General features: G+C 72.0%; 15 protein-coding genes. 3 read left to right on the top strand and 12 right to left on the bottom strand.

The features are described from left to right. Positions 1–72 precede the first annotated feature (72 nt). From IF73_RS0125850 to glmS, 3 genes are all read right to left on the bottom strand, one after another. Complete coding sequence (locus IF73_RS0125850; RefSeq protein WP_031012139.1) at positions 73–1524, bottom strand: bifunctional ADP-dependent NAD(P)H-hydrate dehydratase/NAD(P)H-hydrate epimerase; 1452 nt, start codon at positions 1522–1524, stop codon at positions 73–75. Positions 1525–1750: 226 nt separating this feature from the next. Next, on the bottom strand, positions 1751–2119 hold the full coding sequence (locus tag IF73_RS0125845; protein WP_031012138.1) for a holo-ACP synthase: 369 nt from the start codon (positions 2117–2119) through the stop codon (positions 1751–1753). 10 nt (positions 2120–2129) lie between these two features. Next, entirely contained in the window at positions 2130–3977 is a 1848-nt protein-coding gene (gene glmS, locus IF73_RS0125840) for a glutamine--fructose-6-phosphate transaminase (isomerizing) (protein WP_031012136.1), read from the bottom strand. Positions 3978–4107: 130 nt separating this feature from the next. Here glmS and coaA point away from each other — a divergent pair, with 130 nt between their 5' ends. Continuing rightward, entirely contained in the window at positions 4108–5115 is a 1008-nt protein-coding gene (coaA, locus tag IF73_RS0125835) for a type I pantothenate kinase (protein WP_031012134.1), read from the top strand. An 18-nt stretch (positions 5116–5133) separates the two neighbouring features. Continuing rightward, positions 5134–6084, top strand: a complete 951-nt coding sequence (locus IF73_RS0125830) for a DUF389 domain-containing protein (protein ID WP_031012132.1) — start codon at positions 5134–5136, stop codon at positions 6082–6084. An 85-nt stretch (positions 6085–6169) separates the two neighbouring features. Here the strand turns inward: IF73_RS0125830 and glmM are convergent, their stop codons facing one another. From glmM to IF73_RS0125810, 4 genes are all read right to left on the bottom strand, one after another. Continuing rightward, a complete protein-coding gene (gene glmM / locus IF73_RS0125825) occupies positions 6170–7528 on the bottom strand; it encodes a phosphoglucosamine mutase (protein ID WP_031012130.1) in 1359 nt (452 codons plus the stop codon). A 141-nt stretch (positions 7529–7669) separates the two neighbouring features. Then, the gene (rpsI, locus tag IF73_RS0125820; protein ID WP_031012128.1) at positions 7670–8182 is read right to left on the bottom strand and encodes a 30S ribosomal protein S9; all 513 of its coding nucleotides are present in this window, start codon (positions 8180–8182) and stop codon (positions 7670–7672) included. Between the two features lie 42 nt (positions 8183–8224). After that, positions 8225–8668, bottom strand: coding sequence for a 50S ribosomal protein L13 (gene rplM / locus IF73_RS0125815; protein ID WP_030494272.1), 444 nt, complete (start codon positions 8666–8668; stop codon positions 8225–8227). Between the two features lie 287 nt (positions 8669–8955). Continuing rightward, entirely contained in the window at positions 8956–10578 is a 1623-nt protein-coding gene (locus IF73_RS0125810; RefSeq protein ID WP_031012126.1) for an ABC-F family ATP-binding cassette domain-containing protein, read from the bottom strand. 56 nt (positions 10579–10634) lie between these two features. Here IF73_RS0125810 and IF73_RS0125805 point away from each other — a divergent pair, with 56 nt between their 5' ends. Continuing rightward, positions 10635–11636, top strand: coding sequence for a hypothetical protein (locus tag IF73_RS0125805; protein ID WP_031012124.1), 1002 nt, complete (start codon positions 10635–10637; stop codon positions 11634–11636). Positions 11637–11652: 16 nt separating this feature from the next. Here the strand turns inward: IF73_RS0125805 and truA are convergent, their stop codons facing one another. The 5 genes from truA to rpsM form a co-directional block, all read right to left on the bottom strand. Then, on the bottom strand, positions 11653–12510 hold the full coding sequence (gene truA / locus IF73_RS0125800) for a tRNA pseudouridine(38-40) synthase TruA (protein WP_031012122.1): 858 nt from the start codon (positions 12508–12510) through the stop codon (positions 11653–11655). Positions 12511–12592: 82 nt separating this feature from the next. Beyond that, the gene (rplQ, locus tag IF73_RS0125795; RefSeq protein ID WP_031012120.1) at positions 12593–13063 is read right to left on the bottom strand and encodes a 50S ribosomal protein L17; all 471 of its coding nucleotides are present in this window, start codon (positions 13061–13063) and stop codon (positions 12593–12595) included. A gap of 149 nt (positions 13064–13212) precedes the next feature. Then, positions 13213–14235, bottom strand: coding sequence for a DNA-directed RNA polymerase subunit alpha (locus IF73_RS0125790; RefSeq protein ID WP_004946635.1), 1023 nt, complete (start codon positions 14233–14235; stop codon positions 13213–13215). Positions 14236–14355: 120 nt separating this feature from the next. After that, positions 14356–14760 (bottom strand): 30S ribosomal protein S11, encoded by a 405-nt coding sequence (rpsK, locus tag IF73_RS0125785; protein WP_003956432.1) that lies wholly within the window; start codon positions 14758–14760, stop codon positions 14356–14358. A 66-nt stretch (positions 14761–14826) separates the two neighbouring features. Continuing rightward, positions 14827–15207: a 30S ribosomal protein S13 gene (gene rpsM, locus IF73_RS0125780; RefSeq protein ID WP_015035595.1), complete on the bottom strand. Its 381-nt coding sequence runs from the start codon at positions 15205–15207 to the stop codon at positions 14827–14829. Between the last annotated feature and the right edge of the window lie 105 nt (positions 15208–15312).

The following is a 15312-nucleotide window of genomic DNA, read 5'->3' as shown; positions in this document are numbered from 1 at the left end:
CCGCACCGCCCCGGCACGCGCTGACCCCCGGGCGGAGCAGCGGAGTTGGTCCGACCGTGGGCGTGGCGGGGGTCAGGGCTCCCGGACGTCGCGCCAGGCGGTGCGGAGGGAGTCGGCGACCTCGGTGGCGGTGATCGGGCCGGGGCCGGCGGCGGCCCGGCGGGCGGCGAGGCCGTGCAGGTAGGCGGCGCAGGAGGCGGCGTCGACGGGGCCGAGGCCGCCGGCGAGGAGGGAGCCGGCCAGGCCGGAGAGGACGTCGCCGGAGCCGGCGGTGGCGAGCCAGGGGGTGCCGGTGGGGTTGACCCGGACCGGGCCGGTGCCGCCGGGCCCGCAGACCAGGGTGGTGGAGCCCTTGAGGAGGACGGTGGCGCCGTAGCGGGCGGCGAGTTCGCGGACGGCGGCGAGCCGGCCGGCCTCCACGGCCGCCCGGTCGGTGCCGAGCAGCGCGGCCGCCTCGCCGGCGTGCGGGGTGAGCAGGGTGGGCGCGGTCCGCTCGCGTACGGCGTCGGGGTCGAGGACGCGCAGGCCGTCCGCGTCGACCAGGACGGGCACGTCGGAGGCGAGCACCTCGGCGACCGCGACCTCGGTGCCGGGCCCGTCGCCGAGCCCCGGTCCGACGGCCCACGCCTGAACGCGGCCGGCCTTCTCCGGCGGGCCCGAGTGCACCAGGGTCTCCGGATGGGCGGCGATCACCGCCTCGCGCGCCGGGCCGACGTACCGGACGGCTCCGGCGCCGCCGCGCAGCGCCCCGGCGACGGCGAGGACGGCGGCGCCGGGGTAGCGGGCGGAGCCGGCGACGATCCCGAGGACGCCGCGCCGGTACTTGTCGCTCTCGGCGCCGGGCGCGGGCAGCATCCGGGCGACGTCCTGGTGCTGGAGCGCCTCGACGGCGGGGACGGACGGGAGGGTGGCGGCGAGCCCGATGTCGACGAGCCGCAGGGCGCCGGCGTACTCCCGGGCGGGGTCGACGAGCAGCCCGGGCTTGTAGGTGCCGAAGGTGATGGTCGCGTCGGCGCGCAGGGCCTCCCCGGTGACCTCGCCGGTGTCGGCGTCGACGCCGCTGGGCAGGTCGACGGCGACGACGACCGCTCCGGAGCCGCGCGCGGCCCGGGCGACGGGGACGGCCTCGGGGCGCAGTCCGCCGCTCCCGCCGATGCCGGTGATGCCGTCGAGGACGAGGTCGGCGGCGGCCAGCGCCTCGTACGGGTCCTCTGTGACGCGCCCGCCTGCCGCCCGGAGCGCGGCGAGTCCGGCGCCGTGGGCGCGGGGGCCGAGCAGCACGGCGGTGACGCCGGCGCCGCGCCGGGCGAGCCGGGCGCCGGCGTAGAGGGCGTCGCCGCCGTTGTCGCCGGTGCCGACGAGGAGGACGACCCGGGAGCCGTACACCCGGCCCTTGCCGAGCAGCGAGCAGCAGGCGGCGGCGAGTCCGGCGGCGGCCCGCTGCATCAGCGCGCCCTCCGGCAGCCCCGCCATGAGTGCGGCCTCGGCGGCCCGGACGGTCTCCACGTGGTGAGCGGTACGCATGGTGAGCAGTCTGCCCCAGGCGCGGGGGCGGCGCCCGGAGGCTGCCGAACGGCGGCCGGAGAGGACGGGTCGACACCCGGCGTGCCGAGGAGGAACCCCCCGAGGGGTGCGCAGGACGCGCGCGGCCCTCGCGTCCCCCGCCGGCCCGGGCGGCCGCGCGTGGCACGGAACGGGGCCCGGCACCGCGCCTCCCCGCGGCCGGGCCTCGCTCCCGTCCCCGTACGCCTCAGCCCTCGGCGATCACCACCGCCGAGGCCACGCCCGCGTCATGGCTCAGCGAGACGTGCCAGTGCTTCACGCCCAGCTCGGCCGCGCGGGCCGCCACCGTGCCGCGCACCCGGATCCGGGGCTGGCCGGTGGACTCGGCGTACACCTCGGCGTCCGTCCAGTGCAGGTTGCCCGGCGAGCCGAGCGCCTTCGCCAGCGCCTCCTTGGCGGCGAAGCGCACCGCGAGGGAGGCCGGGCCCCGGCGCTCGCCGCTCGGCAGCAGCAGCTCGTCCTCGACGAAGAGGCGCTCGATCAGCGCCGGCGTCCGCTCCAGCGACGCGGCGAAGCGGTCGATCTCCGCCACGTCGATCCCCACCCCGATGATCATGCTTCTTCCCTCACTCCACCGTCACGGACTTGGCCAGGTTGCGCGGCTGGTCCACCTCGTTGCCCCGGGCGGTGGCCAGCTCGCAGGCGAAGACCTGGAGCGGCACCGTCGAGACGAGCGGCTGGAGCAGCGTCGGCGTGGCCGGGACGCGGACCAGGTGGTCGGCGAAGGGGACGACGGCCTCGTCGCCCTCCTCGGCGATCACGATGGTCCGGGCGCCCCGGGCCCGGATCTCCTGGATGTTGGAGACGATCTTGTCGTGGAGGACCGAGCGCCCCTTCGGCGAGGGCACCACGACGACGACCGGCAGGTCCTCCTCGACGAGGGCGATCGGCCCGTGCTTCAGCTCACCGGCCGCGAAGCCCTCGGCGTGCATGTACGCCAGCTCCTTCAGCTTCAGCGCGCCCTCCAGGGCGACCGGGTAGCCGACGTGCCGGCCGAGGAAGAGGATCGTGTCCTTGTGGGCGAGCGAGCGGGCGAGGGCCCGCACGGGCTCCATCGTCTCCAGGACCCGCTCGACCTCCTCGCCGATCCGGGCGAGCTCGCGGACGACGGCGCGGATCTCGTCGCCCCACTTGGTGCCGCGGACCTGGCCCAGGTAGAGGGCGAGGAGGTAGCAGGCGACGAGCTGCGTCAGGAACGCCTTCGTCGAGGCGACGGCGACCTCGGGCCCCGCGTGGGTGTACAGCACGGCGTCCGACTCGCGCGGGATCGTCGAGCCGTTGGTGTTGCAGACGGCGAGGACCTTGGCGCCCTGCTCGCGGGCGTGCCGGAGCGCCATCAGGGTGTCCATGGTCTCGCCGGACTGCGAGATGGCGATGACGAGCGTCCGCTGCCCGAGGATCGGGTCGCGGTAGCGGAACTCGCTGGCCAGCTCCACCTCGCACGGGATCCGGGTCCAGTGCTCGATGGCGTACTTGGCGATGAGACCGGCGTGGAAGGCGGTGCCGCAGGCGACGATGACGACCTTGTCGGCCTCGCGGAGCACCGCGTCGGGGATGCGGACCTCGTCGAGGGTGAGCCGCCCGGAGGCGTCGATCCGGCCGAGGAGGGTGTCGGCGACCGCCTTGGGCTGCTCGGCGATCTCCTTGAGCATGAAGTGGTCGTAGCCGCCCTTCTCGGCGGCGGAGGCGTCCCAGTCGACGTGGAAGGCGCGGACGTCGGCGGGCACGCCGTCGAAGTCGGTGACGGTGACGCCGTCCCGGCTGAGCTCGACGACCTGGTCCTGGCCGAGCTCGATCGCGGACCGGGTGTGGGCGATGAAGGCGGAGACGTCGGAGGCGAGGAAGTTCTCGCCCTCGCCGACGCCGACGACGAGCGGCGAGTTGCGGCGGGCGCCGACGACGACGTCGGGCTGGTCGGCGTGGACGGCGACCAGGGTGAAGGCCCCGTCGAGCCGCCGGCAGACCAGCCGCATGGCCTCGGCGAGGTCGCCGACGGACGAGAACTCCTCCGCCAGCAGATGGGCGACGACCTCGGTGTCGGTCTCGGAGAGGAGGGTGTGGCCGCGCTCGGCGAGCTCCTCGCGCAGGGCGGCGAAGTTCTCGATGATGCCGTTGTGCACGACGGCGACCCGGCCCGCGTTGTCGAGGTGCGGGTGCGCGTTGGCGTCGGTGGGGCCGCCGTGGGTGGCCCACCGGGTGTGCCCGATGCCGACGGAGCCGCCGGCCAGCGGCCGGTCGACGAGTTCCTTCTCCAGGTTGACGAGCTTGCCCGCCTTCTTCGCGGCGGCGAGCCCGCCGTCCGCCAGCACGGCGACGCCGGCCGAGTCGTACCCCCGGTACTCCAGCCGCTTCAGCCCCGCGACGACCACATCAAGCGCCGACTGCCCGCCGACGTATCCCACGATTCCGCACATGGCGGCAGCCTACGGCCGAACCCCGCGCCGGGCCCGTACCCCGACCGGAACGGGGGCCGCCGCCGTCAACCGTGCGGCACGTGACCCACCCCACGACCCACGCGGTCCGGGAAGCCGGGACAATGGCGGGGTGATCACCTCGCCGCCACGAAGCGCCAACGGCAACGGAGCCGGAAGCGGAGGCCCCCGCCGGGCCCCCGAGCCGACCCCGTACGTCGACCTCACCCGCGCCGAGTGGAGCGCCCTGCGCGACAAGACCCCGCTCCCCCTCACCGCCGACGAGGTCGAGCGGCTGAAGGGACTCGGGGACGTCATCGACCTCGACGAGGTGCGGGACGTCTACCTGCCCCTCTCCCGGCTGCTCAACCTGTACGTGCAGGCCACCAGCGGCCTGCGCGGGGCGCTGAACACCTTCCTCGGGGAGAGCGGCGAGCAGCGCGGCACGCCGTTCGTCATAGGGGTGGCCGGGTCGGTCGCGGTCGGCAAGTCGACGGTGGCGCGTCTCCTCCAGGCGCTGCTCGCCCGCTGGCCCGAGCACCCGCGGGTGGAGCGGATCACCACCGACGGCTTCCTCTACCCGATGGCGGAGCTGAAGGCGCGCGGGCTGATGTCCCGGAAGGGCTTCCCCGAGTCGTACGACCGGCGGGCGCTGACCCGGTTCGTCGCCGACGTGAAGGCGGGCAAGGAGGAGGTCACCGCCCCGGTCTACTCGCACCTCATCTACGACCGGGTGCCGGGCGAGGAGCTGGTGGTGCGCCGGCCCGACATCCTGATCGTCGAGGGGCTGAACGTGCTCCAGCCGGCGCTGCCCGGCAAGGACGGCCGGACCCGGGTGGGCCTGGCGGACTACTTCGACTTCTCGGTGTACGTGGACGCGCGGCCGGAGGACATCGAGGGCTGGTACCTCAACCGCTTCCGCAAGCTGCGGGAGACCGCCTTCCAGGACCCGTCCTCGTACTTCCGGCGGTGGACGCAGGTGTCCGAGGAGGAGGCCCTGGACTACGCCCGCACGATGTGGCGGACCGTCAACAAGGTGAACCTGCTGGAGAACGTGGCGCCGACGCGCGGCCGGGCGACCCTCGTCGTCCGCAAGGGCCCGGACCACAAGGTGCAGCGCCTGAGCCTGCGCAAGCTCTGACCTCCGTAAGCTCGGGGGATGTTGCATCTGCGGATGATCGTGCCCCAGGACCGCACGGAGGCGGTGACCGAGCTGATCGGGTCGACGGTCGGCACCACCCATGTGGTGGTGCTGCCGGGAGCGGCCCGGGACCCGGCCGGGGACCTCGTCATGTGCGACGTCGCCCGCGAGGCGGGGGACGAACTGCTGCACGGGCTGCGGGAGCTGAAGCTCGATCAGGACGGTTCGATCGCCGTCGAGAACATCGACCTGTCGATGTCGGAGCGGGCCGACGCGGCCGAGGAGGACGCCCCCGGCGAGGGCGCGGACGCGGTGCTCTGGGAGCAGTTGGCGGACGCGACCCACGAGGAGTCGACGCTCTCCTTCACGTATCTCGCCTTCATGCTGCTGGCGACGATGATCGCGGCCTGCGGCGTGGTCCTCGACAACGCCATCCTGATCGTGGGCGCGATGGCGGTCGGCCCGGAGTTCGGGCCGCTCGCCGGGGTGTGCACGGCGATCGTGAAGCGGGCCCCGCGGCTCGCGGCCCGCTCGCTGGTGGCGCTGCTCGTCGGCTTCCTGGCGGCGATCGCGGTCACGACGCTGTTCAGCCTGCTGATGGACTGGCTCGGGCTCTTCAGCAAGGCGCAGCTGGACGCGGAGCGGCCGCAGACCGCGTTCATCTGGCAGCCGGACCCGTTCTCCTTCGTGGTGGCGCTGCTCGCGGGCGCGGCCGGCACCCTGTCGCTGACCTCGTCGAAGGCGGGCGCCCTGGTGGGTGTGGCGATCTCGGTGACGACCGTGCCGGCGGCGGCGAACGCGGCGGTGGCGCTGAGCTACGGCGAGGTCGGCCAGACCTGGGGCTCGCTCCAGCAGCTGCTGCTCAACCTGCTGGGCATCATGCTGTCGGGCACCCTGACCCTGCTGCTCCAGAAGTGGCTGTGGGAGACCCAGCGGGGCAAGCTGAAGCGCCGGCTGCGGAAGGGCTGACCCCCACGGCGTCAGGGGAAGGGTCACGGGAAGGGCCCCGCCGCACCGGAGTGCGCGGGGCCCTTCGCCGTACCGCCCGGAAGCCCTAGCCGAGCGCGGACTTCACGACGTCGGCGAGGCGCTGCGCGACCGAGCGGGCCTGCTCGATGTCGGCGGCCTCGACCATGACGCGGACCAGCGGCTCGGTGCCGGAGGAGCGGAGCAGCACCCGGCCGGTGGTGCCCAGCTCGCGCTCGGCGTCGGCGACGGCGGCGGCCAGCTCGCCGGAGGTGGAGACGCGGGACTTGTCGACGTCCTTCACGTTGATGAGGATCTGCGGCAGCCGCTCCATGACGGCGGCCAGCTCCGCGAGGGACTTGCCGGTGGCGGCGACCCGGGCGGCCAGCATGAGGCCGGTGAGGGTGCCGTCGCCGGTGGTGGCGTGGTCGAGCACGATGACGTGCCCGGACTGCTCGCCGCCGAGGGCGAAGCCGTGCTCCTTCATGGACTCCAGGACGTAGCGGTCGCCGACCGCGGTCTGGACGAGGGTGAGGCCCTCGCGCTCCATGGCGAGCTTGAAGCCCAGGTTGGACATGACGGTGGCGACGACGGTGTCGCCGCGCAGCGTGCCGGCCTCGCGCATGGCGAGGGAGAGCACGGCGAGGATCTGGTCGCCGTCCACCTCCTCGCCGGTGTGGTCGACGGCGAGGCAGCGGTCGGCGTCGCCGTCGTGGGCGATGCCGAAGTCGGCGCCGTGCTCGACGACGGCGGCCTTGAGCAGCTCCAGGTGGGTGGAGCCGCAGCCGTCGTTGATGTTGAGGCCGTCGGGGGCGGCGCCGATGGTGACGACCTGGGCGCCGGCGCGGGTGAACGCCTCGGGCGAGACGCGGGCGGCGGCGCCGTGGGCCTCGTCGAGGACGATCTTCAGGCCGTCGAGGCGGTTGGGCAGCACGGAGAGGAGGTGGGAGACGTAGGTCTCGAAGCCCTCGTCGTAGTCGCGGACGCGGCCGACGCCGGCGCCGGTCGGGCGGTCCCAGGGGGCGCCGGTGCGGTGCTCCTCGTAGACGGCCTCGATCTTGTCCTCCAGGTCGTCGGCGAGCTTGTGGCCGCCGCGGGCGAAGAACTTGATGCCGTTGTCGGGCATGGCGTTGTGGCTGGCGGAGAGCATCACGCCGAGGTCGGCGCCGAGGACGCCGGTGAGGTGGGCGACGGCCGGGGTGGGCAGGACGCCGACGCGCAGGACGTCGACACCGGCGCTGGCGAGACCGGCGACGACGGCCGCCTCCAGGAACTCTCCGGACGCGCGCGGGTCACGCCCGACCACGGCGGTCGGCCGATGGCCCTCGAAGGTCCCCGCCTCGGCGAGCACGTGCGCCGCCGCGACCGACAGGCCGAGCGCGAGCTCCGCCGTCAGGTCCGCGTTGGCAACGCCGCGTACGCCGTCGGTGCCGAAGAGTCGTCCCACAGCTGTCCTCCGAAAATGCGTGCCCAAGGGTGAAAAAGATCCCGGTGAAAGGTCCGGGGTGAAAGAGGTGAAGAAAAAACGTACGCCCCGACGGCACGCGCAGTGCGCCGGGGCGTACGTACAAGCAGTGCGGGCAGGCGATTAACGCTTGCTGTACTGCGGAGCCTTGCGGGCCTTCTTGAGACCGGCCTTCTTCCGCTCGACCGCACGGTCGTCACGGGAGAGGAAGCCGGCCTTCTTCAGCGCCGGGCGGTTGTTCTCGACGTCGGCCTCGTTCAGGGCGCGGGCGACACCGAGGCGCAGGGCACCGGCCTGGCCGGAGACACCGCCACCCGCGATGCGGGCGATGACGTCGTAGCGGTTGTCGAGCTCGAGCACCTTGAAGGGCTCGTTGACTTCCTGCTGGTGAACCTTGTTCGGGAAGTAGTCCTCGAGCGTACGCCCGTTGATCTTCCACTTGCCGGTGCCCGGGACGATCCGGACGCGGGCGATGGCGTTCTTGCGACGGCCCAGGCCGGCGGCCGGCTGCGGGTCGCCGAAGCGGGACGCGAGGGACTCGGAGGTGTAGTCACCCTCGACGATCTCGGTCTCGGTGGTGTACTCCTCGACGCCCTCGAACTCGTCGATGGGGGTCTCGGGGGTGGTCTCGGCCACGATGCTCCTCAGATTTCTTTCGTTCTTAGGGGGTGGCCGGAACTACTGCGCGACCTGGGTGATCTCGAACGGGACCGGCTGCTGGGCAGCGTGCGGGTGGTTCTCGCCCGCGTAGACCTTCAGCTTCGAGAGCATCTGACGGCCCAGGGAGTTCTTGGGGATCATGCCCTTGATGGCCTTCTCGACGGCCTTCTCGGGGTTCTTCTCCAGAAGCTCGTCGTAACGGACGGAGCGCAGACCACCCGGGTAGCCGGAGTGGCGGTACGCCATCTTCTGGGTCTTCTTGTTGCCGGACAGGTGGACCTTGTCGGCGTTGATGATGATGACGAAGTCGCCCATGTCCATGTGGGGGGCGTAGACCGGCTTGTGCTTGCCTCGCAGGAGGTTCGCAGCCGTCGTCGCCAGACGGCCCAGGACGATGTCCTGCGCGTCGATGATGTGCCACTGGCGAGTGACATCGCCGGGCTTGGGGCTGTACGTACGCACTTCGTAGCCTTCGCTTCTTCAGTGGATGGAGTCCAGACACACCTGAAGCGATCATGCAGCTGGGGCCCACACTGCCGGGACACCGCCCGTATGCGAGCCACTGGTAACTGCTCCAGGGAACCGCGTAAGGCCCCTCCGCGTGAGAACGACGAAGCCAATACGCATAACAAACCAGAAGCGTACCCGCGCTCCCCCGGCCGGGTCAAAACGCGCCCCGCCCCCCTCACCCGGCGTCGTACGCCGACGGGGCGCGCGGGCCCGCCGCCCGCCCCGCCGACCACCCGACGTCAGCGCACCCGCTCCACCCGGCGCTCGTCCCACACCGGTTCCGTGGACTCGCGGACGACGCCGTCCGAGCCGAAGACCAGGTAGCGGTCGAAGCTCTTGGCGAACCAGCGGTCGTGGGTGACGGCCAGGACCGTGCCCTCGTAGGACTCCAGGCCGTCCTGGAGCGCCTCGGCGGACTCCAGGTCCAGGTTGTCCGTGGGCTCGTCCAGGAGCAGCGCGGTGGTGCCGGCCAGTTCCAGGAGGAGGATCTGGAAGCGGGCCTGCTGGCCGCCGGAGAGCTTGTCGAAGGGCTGGTCGCCCTGCCGCTCCAGCTCGTACCGGCGCAGCATGGACATCGCCGCGCCCCGGTCCTTGGCGTGCTCGGTCCACAGGATGTCGACGAGCGGGCGGCCGGCCAGCTCGGGGTGGGCGTGGGTCTGGGCGAAGTGCCCGGGGACGACCCGCGCGCCCAGCTTCCACGTGCCGGTGTGCGCCACCGACTCGTCCCCGGCGAGCAGCCGCAGGAAGTGGGACTTGCCGGAGCCGTTCGAGCCCAGGACGCCGACCCGCTCCCCGTAGAAGATCTCCAGGGAGAAGGGCTTCATCAGACCGGTGAGCTCCAGGTTCTCGCAGGTCACGGCCCGGACCCCGGTCCGGCCGCCGCGCAGCCGCATCCGGATGTCCTGTTCGCGCGGCGGCTCCGGCGGCGGGCCCGCCTCCTCGAACTTCCGCAGCCGGGTCTGGGCCGCGGCGTACCGGGACGCCATCTCGTGGCTGACCGCGGCCGCCTGTCGCAGATTGACGACCAGCTTCTTCAGCTGCGCGTGCTTCTCCTCCCAGCGCCGCTTCAGCTCCTCGAAGCGGGCGAACCGCTCCCGCCGCGCCTCGTGGAAGGTGTCGAAGCCGCCGCCGTGCACCCACACGTCGGAGCCGGCCGCGCCGGGCTCCACCGCGATGATCTTCTGCGCGGCCCGGGAGAGCAGCTCCCGGTCGTGGGAGATGAAGAGCACGGTCTTACGGGTCTCCCGCAGCCGCTCCTCCAGCCACCGCTTGCCGGGCACGTCCAGGTAGTTGTCCGGCTCGTCGAGGAGCAGCACCTCGTCGGTGCCGCGCAGCAGCGACTCCAGGACGAGCCGCTTCTGCTCACCGCCGGACAGCGTCCGCACCTGACGGAACTGCGCCTTCTCGTAGGGCACGCCCAGCGCGGCCGTGGTGCAGATGTCCCACAGCGTCTCGGCCTCGTACCCCTGCACCTCCGCCCAGTCGGCGAGGGCCTGCGCGTACGTCATCTGCGCGGCCTCGTCGTCGACCGTCATGATCAGGTGCTCGGCCGCGTCGACGGCCTTCGCGGCCTCCCGGATGCGGGGGTGCGCCACGGAGACGAGCAGGTCGCGGACGGTCGACTCGTCCCGTACGGAGCCGATGAACTGCGGCATCACGCCGAGCCCGCCGCTGACGGTGACGGAGCCGCCGTGCGGCTGGAGGTCTCCGGCGATCATCCGCAGGAGGGTGGTCTTGCCGGCGCCGTTGGCCCCGACGAGCGCGACGACGGCGCCCTCTCCCACCCGGAAGGAGGCGTCCCCGAGCAGGACCCTCCCGTCGGGAAGGTAGTACTCCAGATGCGCGGCCTCGACATGTCCCATGAGGTGCATTGTCACCGCCCGCGTCCGCTTCCCCCAAGCGGTTTAGGATGCGCGGCATGAGCTTTGGGGGACCGCAGTGGCCGCAGGAGCCGCAGCAGCAGGGGCAGCAGGGGTACGGCCAGCAGCACGGGTACGGGTACCCGCAGCAGCCGGGACCGTACGGACAGCAGCAGCAGCCGCAGCACGGGTACGGCTACCCGCCGCCGCAGGACCCCTTCGCGGGCGCCCAGGGCGGACCGGGCGGGCCCGGCGACGGCACCCCTGACTGGGGCGCCCTCGCGGCCGCCTCCGAGGCGGGCAGCCGCCGCAAGCGCCGCCTGCTGATCGCGGGCGGCGTCCTCGCCACGGTGGCGGTGGGCGCGCTCGTCGCGGCCGCCGTGGTGGCGACGAACAAGAAGAACGACGAGGCGAAGAACGGCGGCCCGACCCCGACGGGCCCGGTCACCACGACGGCCTCCCCCACCCCCGCGCCGACCTTCTCCTCCGTGGCCCCGCCGCCCCCGCCGGACCCGAAGGACTACATCACCGATCCGAAGAAGGACAAGGCGCCGCTGACCACCGACGGGCTCTACCCCGGCACGAAGCTCACCATGTTCGGCCGCCCCTACAAGAAGGGCGCGACCTCCGCGACGAAGAACTGCGCCTCGGTCACCACGGGCGGCCTCGGCTCGGTCCTGAGCAAGAACGGCTGCGAGCACGTGCTGCGCGCCACCTACGTCAAGGACGGGGTGGCGATCACCGTCGGCGTCGCCGTCTTCCCCTCCGAGAAGGCGGCCCTGGCCGCGAAGAAGCAGGCGACCGGCGGCATCGCGCCGCTCGCCGGCAAGGGCGTCGGCACCTTCTGCCACGCCACCGTCTGCCTGCGCCGCGCCAACTCGGTCGGCCGGTACGCCTACTTCACGCAGGCCGGCTTCGCGAACGGCAAGAAGGTCACCACGAAGGACAAGCCGGTCTTCCAGGCCAGCGACGACCTGGGCACCTTCGTCTTCAACCAGATCTACGCCCGCGGCAAGAGCCAGGCGAACGCGGCGGCGGCCGCCTCGGCCCCGCCGCGCTAGCCGCGGTCCGGCGGGCTCAGCAGCAGCCGGCCGCGCCCGGCAGGGTGCGCTTGTTGCGGGCCTCGCGGCTGCGGGCGGCGAGCTGGTCGTCGGCCGGGTAGCCGACCTCCTCCAGCGTCAGGCCGTGCGGGCGGACGACGTGCACCGCGGAGTCGCGGACGCCGGCGGCCAGCACCTTCCCCGGCCAGTCCACCGGCCGGTGCCCGTCGCCGACGAAGAGCAGCGCGCCGACGAGCGAGCGGACCATGTTGTGGCAGAAGGCGTCGGCCTTGACCGTGGCCTCCAGGATGCCGTCGGGCCGACGCTCCCAGCGCAGCGCCTGGAGCGTGCGGATGGTGGTCGCGCCCTCGCGCTTCTTGCAGTACGCGGCGAAGTCGTGCTCGCCGACCAGCGCGGCGGCGGCCTCGTTCATGGCGTCCATGTCGAGGGTCCAGTCGTGCCACAGGACGTGCCCGCGCAGCAGCGGGTCGACGCCGCCGGGGTGGTCGGTGACCCGGTACGCGTACCGCCGCCAGATCGCCGAGAAGCGGGCGTTGAACCCCGCGGGGGCCTCGGTGAGGCTCCACACCCGCACGTCGTGCGGGAGCCGCCCCGCGAGCCGCCGCAGCAGCTTCTCGCGGTGCTCCTGCCACAGCTCCTCCGGCAGGTCCACGTGCGCGACCTGCCCGCGCGCGTGCACCCCGGCGTCGGTCCGGCCGGCGACGGTCAGCTCGTACGTCTCCGAGGACCGCGTCACGGTCTTCAGCGCGTCCTCGATCTCGCCCTGCACGGTCCGCTGCCCCCGGGCCTGCTTGGCCCACCCGGAGAAGTCCCGGCCGTCGTACGAAAGGTCGAGCCGGACCCGTACGAACCCGGGCTGCACGTCATCACTCACCAGAAGATCCTCTCAGACACACGGGAACGGGCCCGCACCCCAGGGGGTACGGGCCCGTCCGCGAGAAACGTCGGAAGAACGCTTACGCGTCCTTCGCCTCGTCCTCGGTCGCCTCGACCGCGGCGGCCTCGTCGGCCTCCTTGACGGCGCGCTTGGTGGCGGCCTCGGCCTCGGCGACGGTCGCCTTCTTGGCGATCTCGCCCTCGACGAGCTCGATCACGGCCATCGGGGCGTTGTCGCCACGACGGTTGCCGATCTTCGTGATGCGGGTGTAACCACCCGGACGCTCCGAGTAGCGCGGGGCGATCTCGGTGAAGAGGGTGTGGACGATGCCCTTGTCGGTGATCGTCTGCAGCACCAGGCGACGGTTGTGGATGTCGCCCTTCTTCGCCTTGGTGATCAGGCGCTCGGCGACGGGACGCAGACGGCGGGCCTTGGCCTCGGTCGTCGTGATGCGGCCGTGCTCGAACAGCGACTTCGCCAGGTTGGCGAGGAGCAGCTTCTCGTGAGCGGCGGAACCGCCGAGGCGGGCACCCTTCGCGGGACGCGGCATGGTGTTTCTCCTTGTGATCTGCACCGGCCGTATGAGGTACCGGTGTCAGTATCCGAGCAGGCGGTTACCTGTCGGAGACCCCGTGCCCCGTAAGGGGCGCGGGGAACTGCGCGATCAGCCGAAGCGGACCCGCAGCAGAACTACGACCGTCAGTACTGCTCGGTCTCGACGAAGCCCGCGTCCGCGTCGTCGTCGGCGCCGAAGGCGTCGGCGGCGGCGGTCGGGTCGAATCCGGGCGGGCTGTCCTTGAGGGCCAGGCCCATGCCGGCCAGCTTCGCCTTGACCTCGTCGATCGACTTCGCACCGAAGTTGCGGATGTCGAGCAGGTCGGCCTCGGAGCGCGCCACGAGCTCACCCACGGAGTGGATGCCCTCACGCTTGAGGCAGTTGTAGGAGCGGACCGTGAGCTCCAGCTCCTCGATCGGCAGCGCGAGGTCGGCGGCGAGGGCGGCGTCCGTCGGGGACGGGCCCATGTCGATGCCCTCGGCGTCGATGTTCAGCTCGCGGGCGAGACCGAACAGCTCGACCAGGGTCTTGCCGGCGGACGCCATGGCGTCACGCGGGCGCATGGCCTGCTTGGTCTCGACGTCGACGATGAGCTTGTCGAAGTCGGTGCGCTGCTCGACTCGGGTCGCCTCGACCTTGTAGGTGACCTTGAGAACCGGCGAGTAGATGGAGTCGACCGGGATACGGCCGATCTCCTGGCCCACCTGCTTGTTCTGGACGGCGGAGACGTAGCCGCGACCGCGCTCGACGGTCAGCTCCATCTCCAGCTTGCCCTTGGCGTTCAGGGTCGCCAGGACGAGGTCGGGGTTGTGCACCTCGACACCGGCCGGGGGCGCGATGTCGGCGGCGGTGACCAGACCCGGGCCCTGCTTGCGCAGGTACATCACGACCGGCTCGTCGTGCTCCGAGGAGACGACCAGCTGCTTGATGTTGAGGATGAGGTCGGTGACGTCCTCCTTGACGCCCGGCACGGTGGTGAACTCGTGCAGGACACCGTCGATGCGGATGCTGGTGACGGCGGCACCCGGGATCGAGGAGAGGAGGGTACGGCGGAGGCTGTTGCCGAGGGTGTAGCCGAAGCCCGGCTCCAGCGGCTCGATCACGAACCGGGAGCGGAACTCGTCGACGACCTCTTCGGTCAGCGAAGGACGCTGAGCGATAAGCATGTGTGTTCCTTCAGTCGTGGACGCCCACTATTTGACGTCCTCGGTGTACTGCAAGGGTACGGGCGGCGCGCCTCGAAAGAGGCACGCCGCCCGAAAAGCCCAGGTCAAGCAGGCGACGCGTCAGACGCGGCGGCGCTTGGGGGGACGGCAGCCGTTGTGCGGCGTGGGGGTGACGTCCTGGATCGAGCCGACCTCGAGGCCGGTGGCCTGGAGGGAGCGGATCGCGGTCTCACGGCCGGAGCCGGGACCCTTGACGAAGACGTCGACCTTGCGCATGCCGTGCTCCTGCGCGCGGCGGGCGGCCGACTCGGCGGCCATCTGCGCGGCGAAGGGGGTGGACTTGCGCGAGCCCTTGAAGCCGACGTGGCCGGCGGAGGCCCAGGAGATCACGTTGCCGGACGGGTCCGTGATCGAGACGATCGTGTTGTTGAACGTGCTCTTGATGTGCGCGTGGCCGTGAGCGACGTTCTTCTTTTCCTTGCGGCGCACCTTCTTGGCAGCGCCCTGACGACCCTTGGGGGGCATCTCTTACTCCTACGGGAGGTGGTCGGTCCTACAGCGAAGACCGCTTGGTCAAGCGTCCGCTGAGGACTACTTCTTGCCCGGCTTCTTCTTGCCGGCGATGGCGCGACGCGGGCCCTTGCGGGTACGAGCGTTCGTGCTGGTGCGCTGACCGCGGACGGGCAGGCCACGACGGTGGCGCAGGCCCTGGTAGCAGCCGATCTCGACCTTGCGGCGGATGTCGGCGGCGATCTCGCGGCGGAGGTCACCCTCGGTCTGGAGGTTGGCGTCCACGTACTCGCGGATCTTGACGAGGTCTTCCTCGGCAAGGTCGCGGACACGGGTGGACGGGTTCACGCCGGTCGCGGCGAGAATCTCCTCGGACCGGGTACGCCCGATACCGAAGACGTAGGTGAGTGCGACCACCACGCGCTTCTCGCGCGGGATGTCAACACCGGAAACGCGTGCCATTCAATGGCTCCTGTGTTCTCGGGGGTCTGCTGCAGAACCGTTCCCGGCTGCCGTATGAGGTACAGATCGGGTCCCCGGCCCCCGCCGGAGGTGCCGTCAGCCGTG

Origin of the sequence: Streptomyces sp. NRRL F-5727, from assembly GCF_000719555.1 — a bacterium.
Lineage (GTDB): Bacteria > Actinomycetota > Actinomycetes > Streptomycetales > Streptomycetaceae > Streptomyces.
The sequence above is the reverse complement of the archived record's forward strand: the minus strand, read 5'-3'. Positions and strand labels throughout refer to the sequence as shown.

Coding starts and splice junctions, on each gene's coding strand:
- IF73_RS0125850 (WP_031012139.1), bottom strand. CDS start 1,524: ATGCGTACCGCTCACCACGTGGAGACCGTCCGGGCCGCCGAGGCCGCA.
- IF73_RS0125845 (WP_031012138.1), bottom strand. CDS start 2,119: ATGATCATCGGGGTGGGGATCGACGTGGCGGAGATCGACCGCTTCGCC.
- glmS (WP_031012136.1), bottom strand. CDS start 3,977: ATGTGCGGAATCGTGGGATACGTCGGCGGGCAGTCGGCGCTTGATGTG.
- IF73_RS0125830 (WP_031012132.1), top strand. CDS start 5,134: ATGTTGCATCTGCGGATGATCGTGCCCCAGGACCGCACGGAGGCGGTG.
- IF73_RS0125810 (WP_031012126.1), bottom strand. CDS start 10,578: ATGGGACATGTCGAGGCCGCGCATCTGGAGTACTACCTTCCCGACGGG.
- IF73_RS0125805 (WP_031012124.1), top strand. CDS start 10,635: ATGAGCTTTGGGGGACCGCAGTGGCCGCAGGAGCCGCAGCAGCAGGGG.
- rplQ (WP_031012120.1), bottom strand. CDS start 13,063: ATGCCGCGTCCCGCGAAGGGTGCCCGCCTCGGCGGTTCCGCCGCTCAC.
- IF73_RS0125790 (WP_004946635.1), bottom strand. CDS start 14,235: ATGCTTATCGCTCAGCGTCCTTCGCTGACCGAAGAGGTCGTCGACGAG.
- rpsK (WP_003956432.1), bottom strand. CDS start 14,760: ATGCCCCCCAAGGGTCGTCAGGGCGCTGCCAAGAAGGTGCGCCGCAAG.
- rpsM (WP_015035595.1), bottom strand. CDS start 15,207: ATGGCACGCGTTTCCGGTGTTGACATCCCGCGCGAGAAGCGCGTGGTG.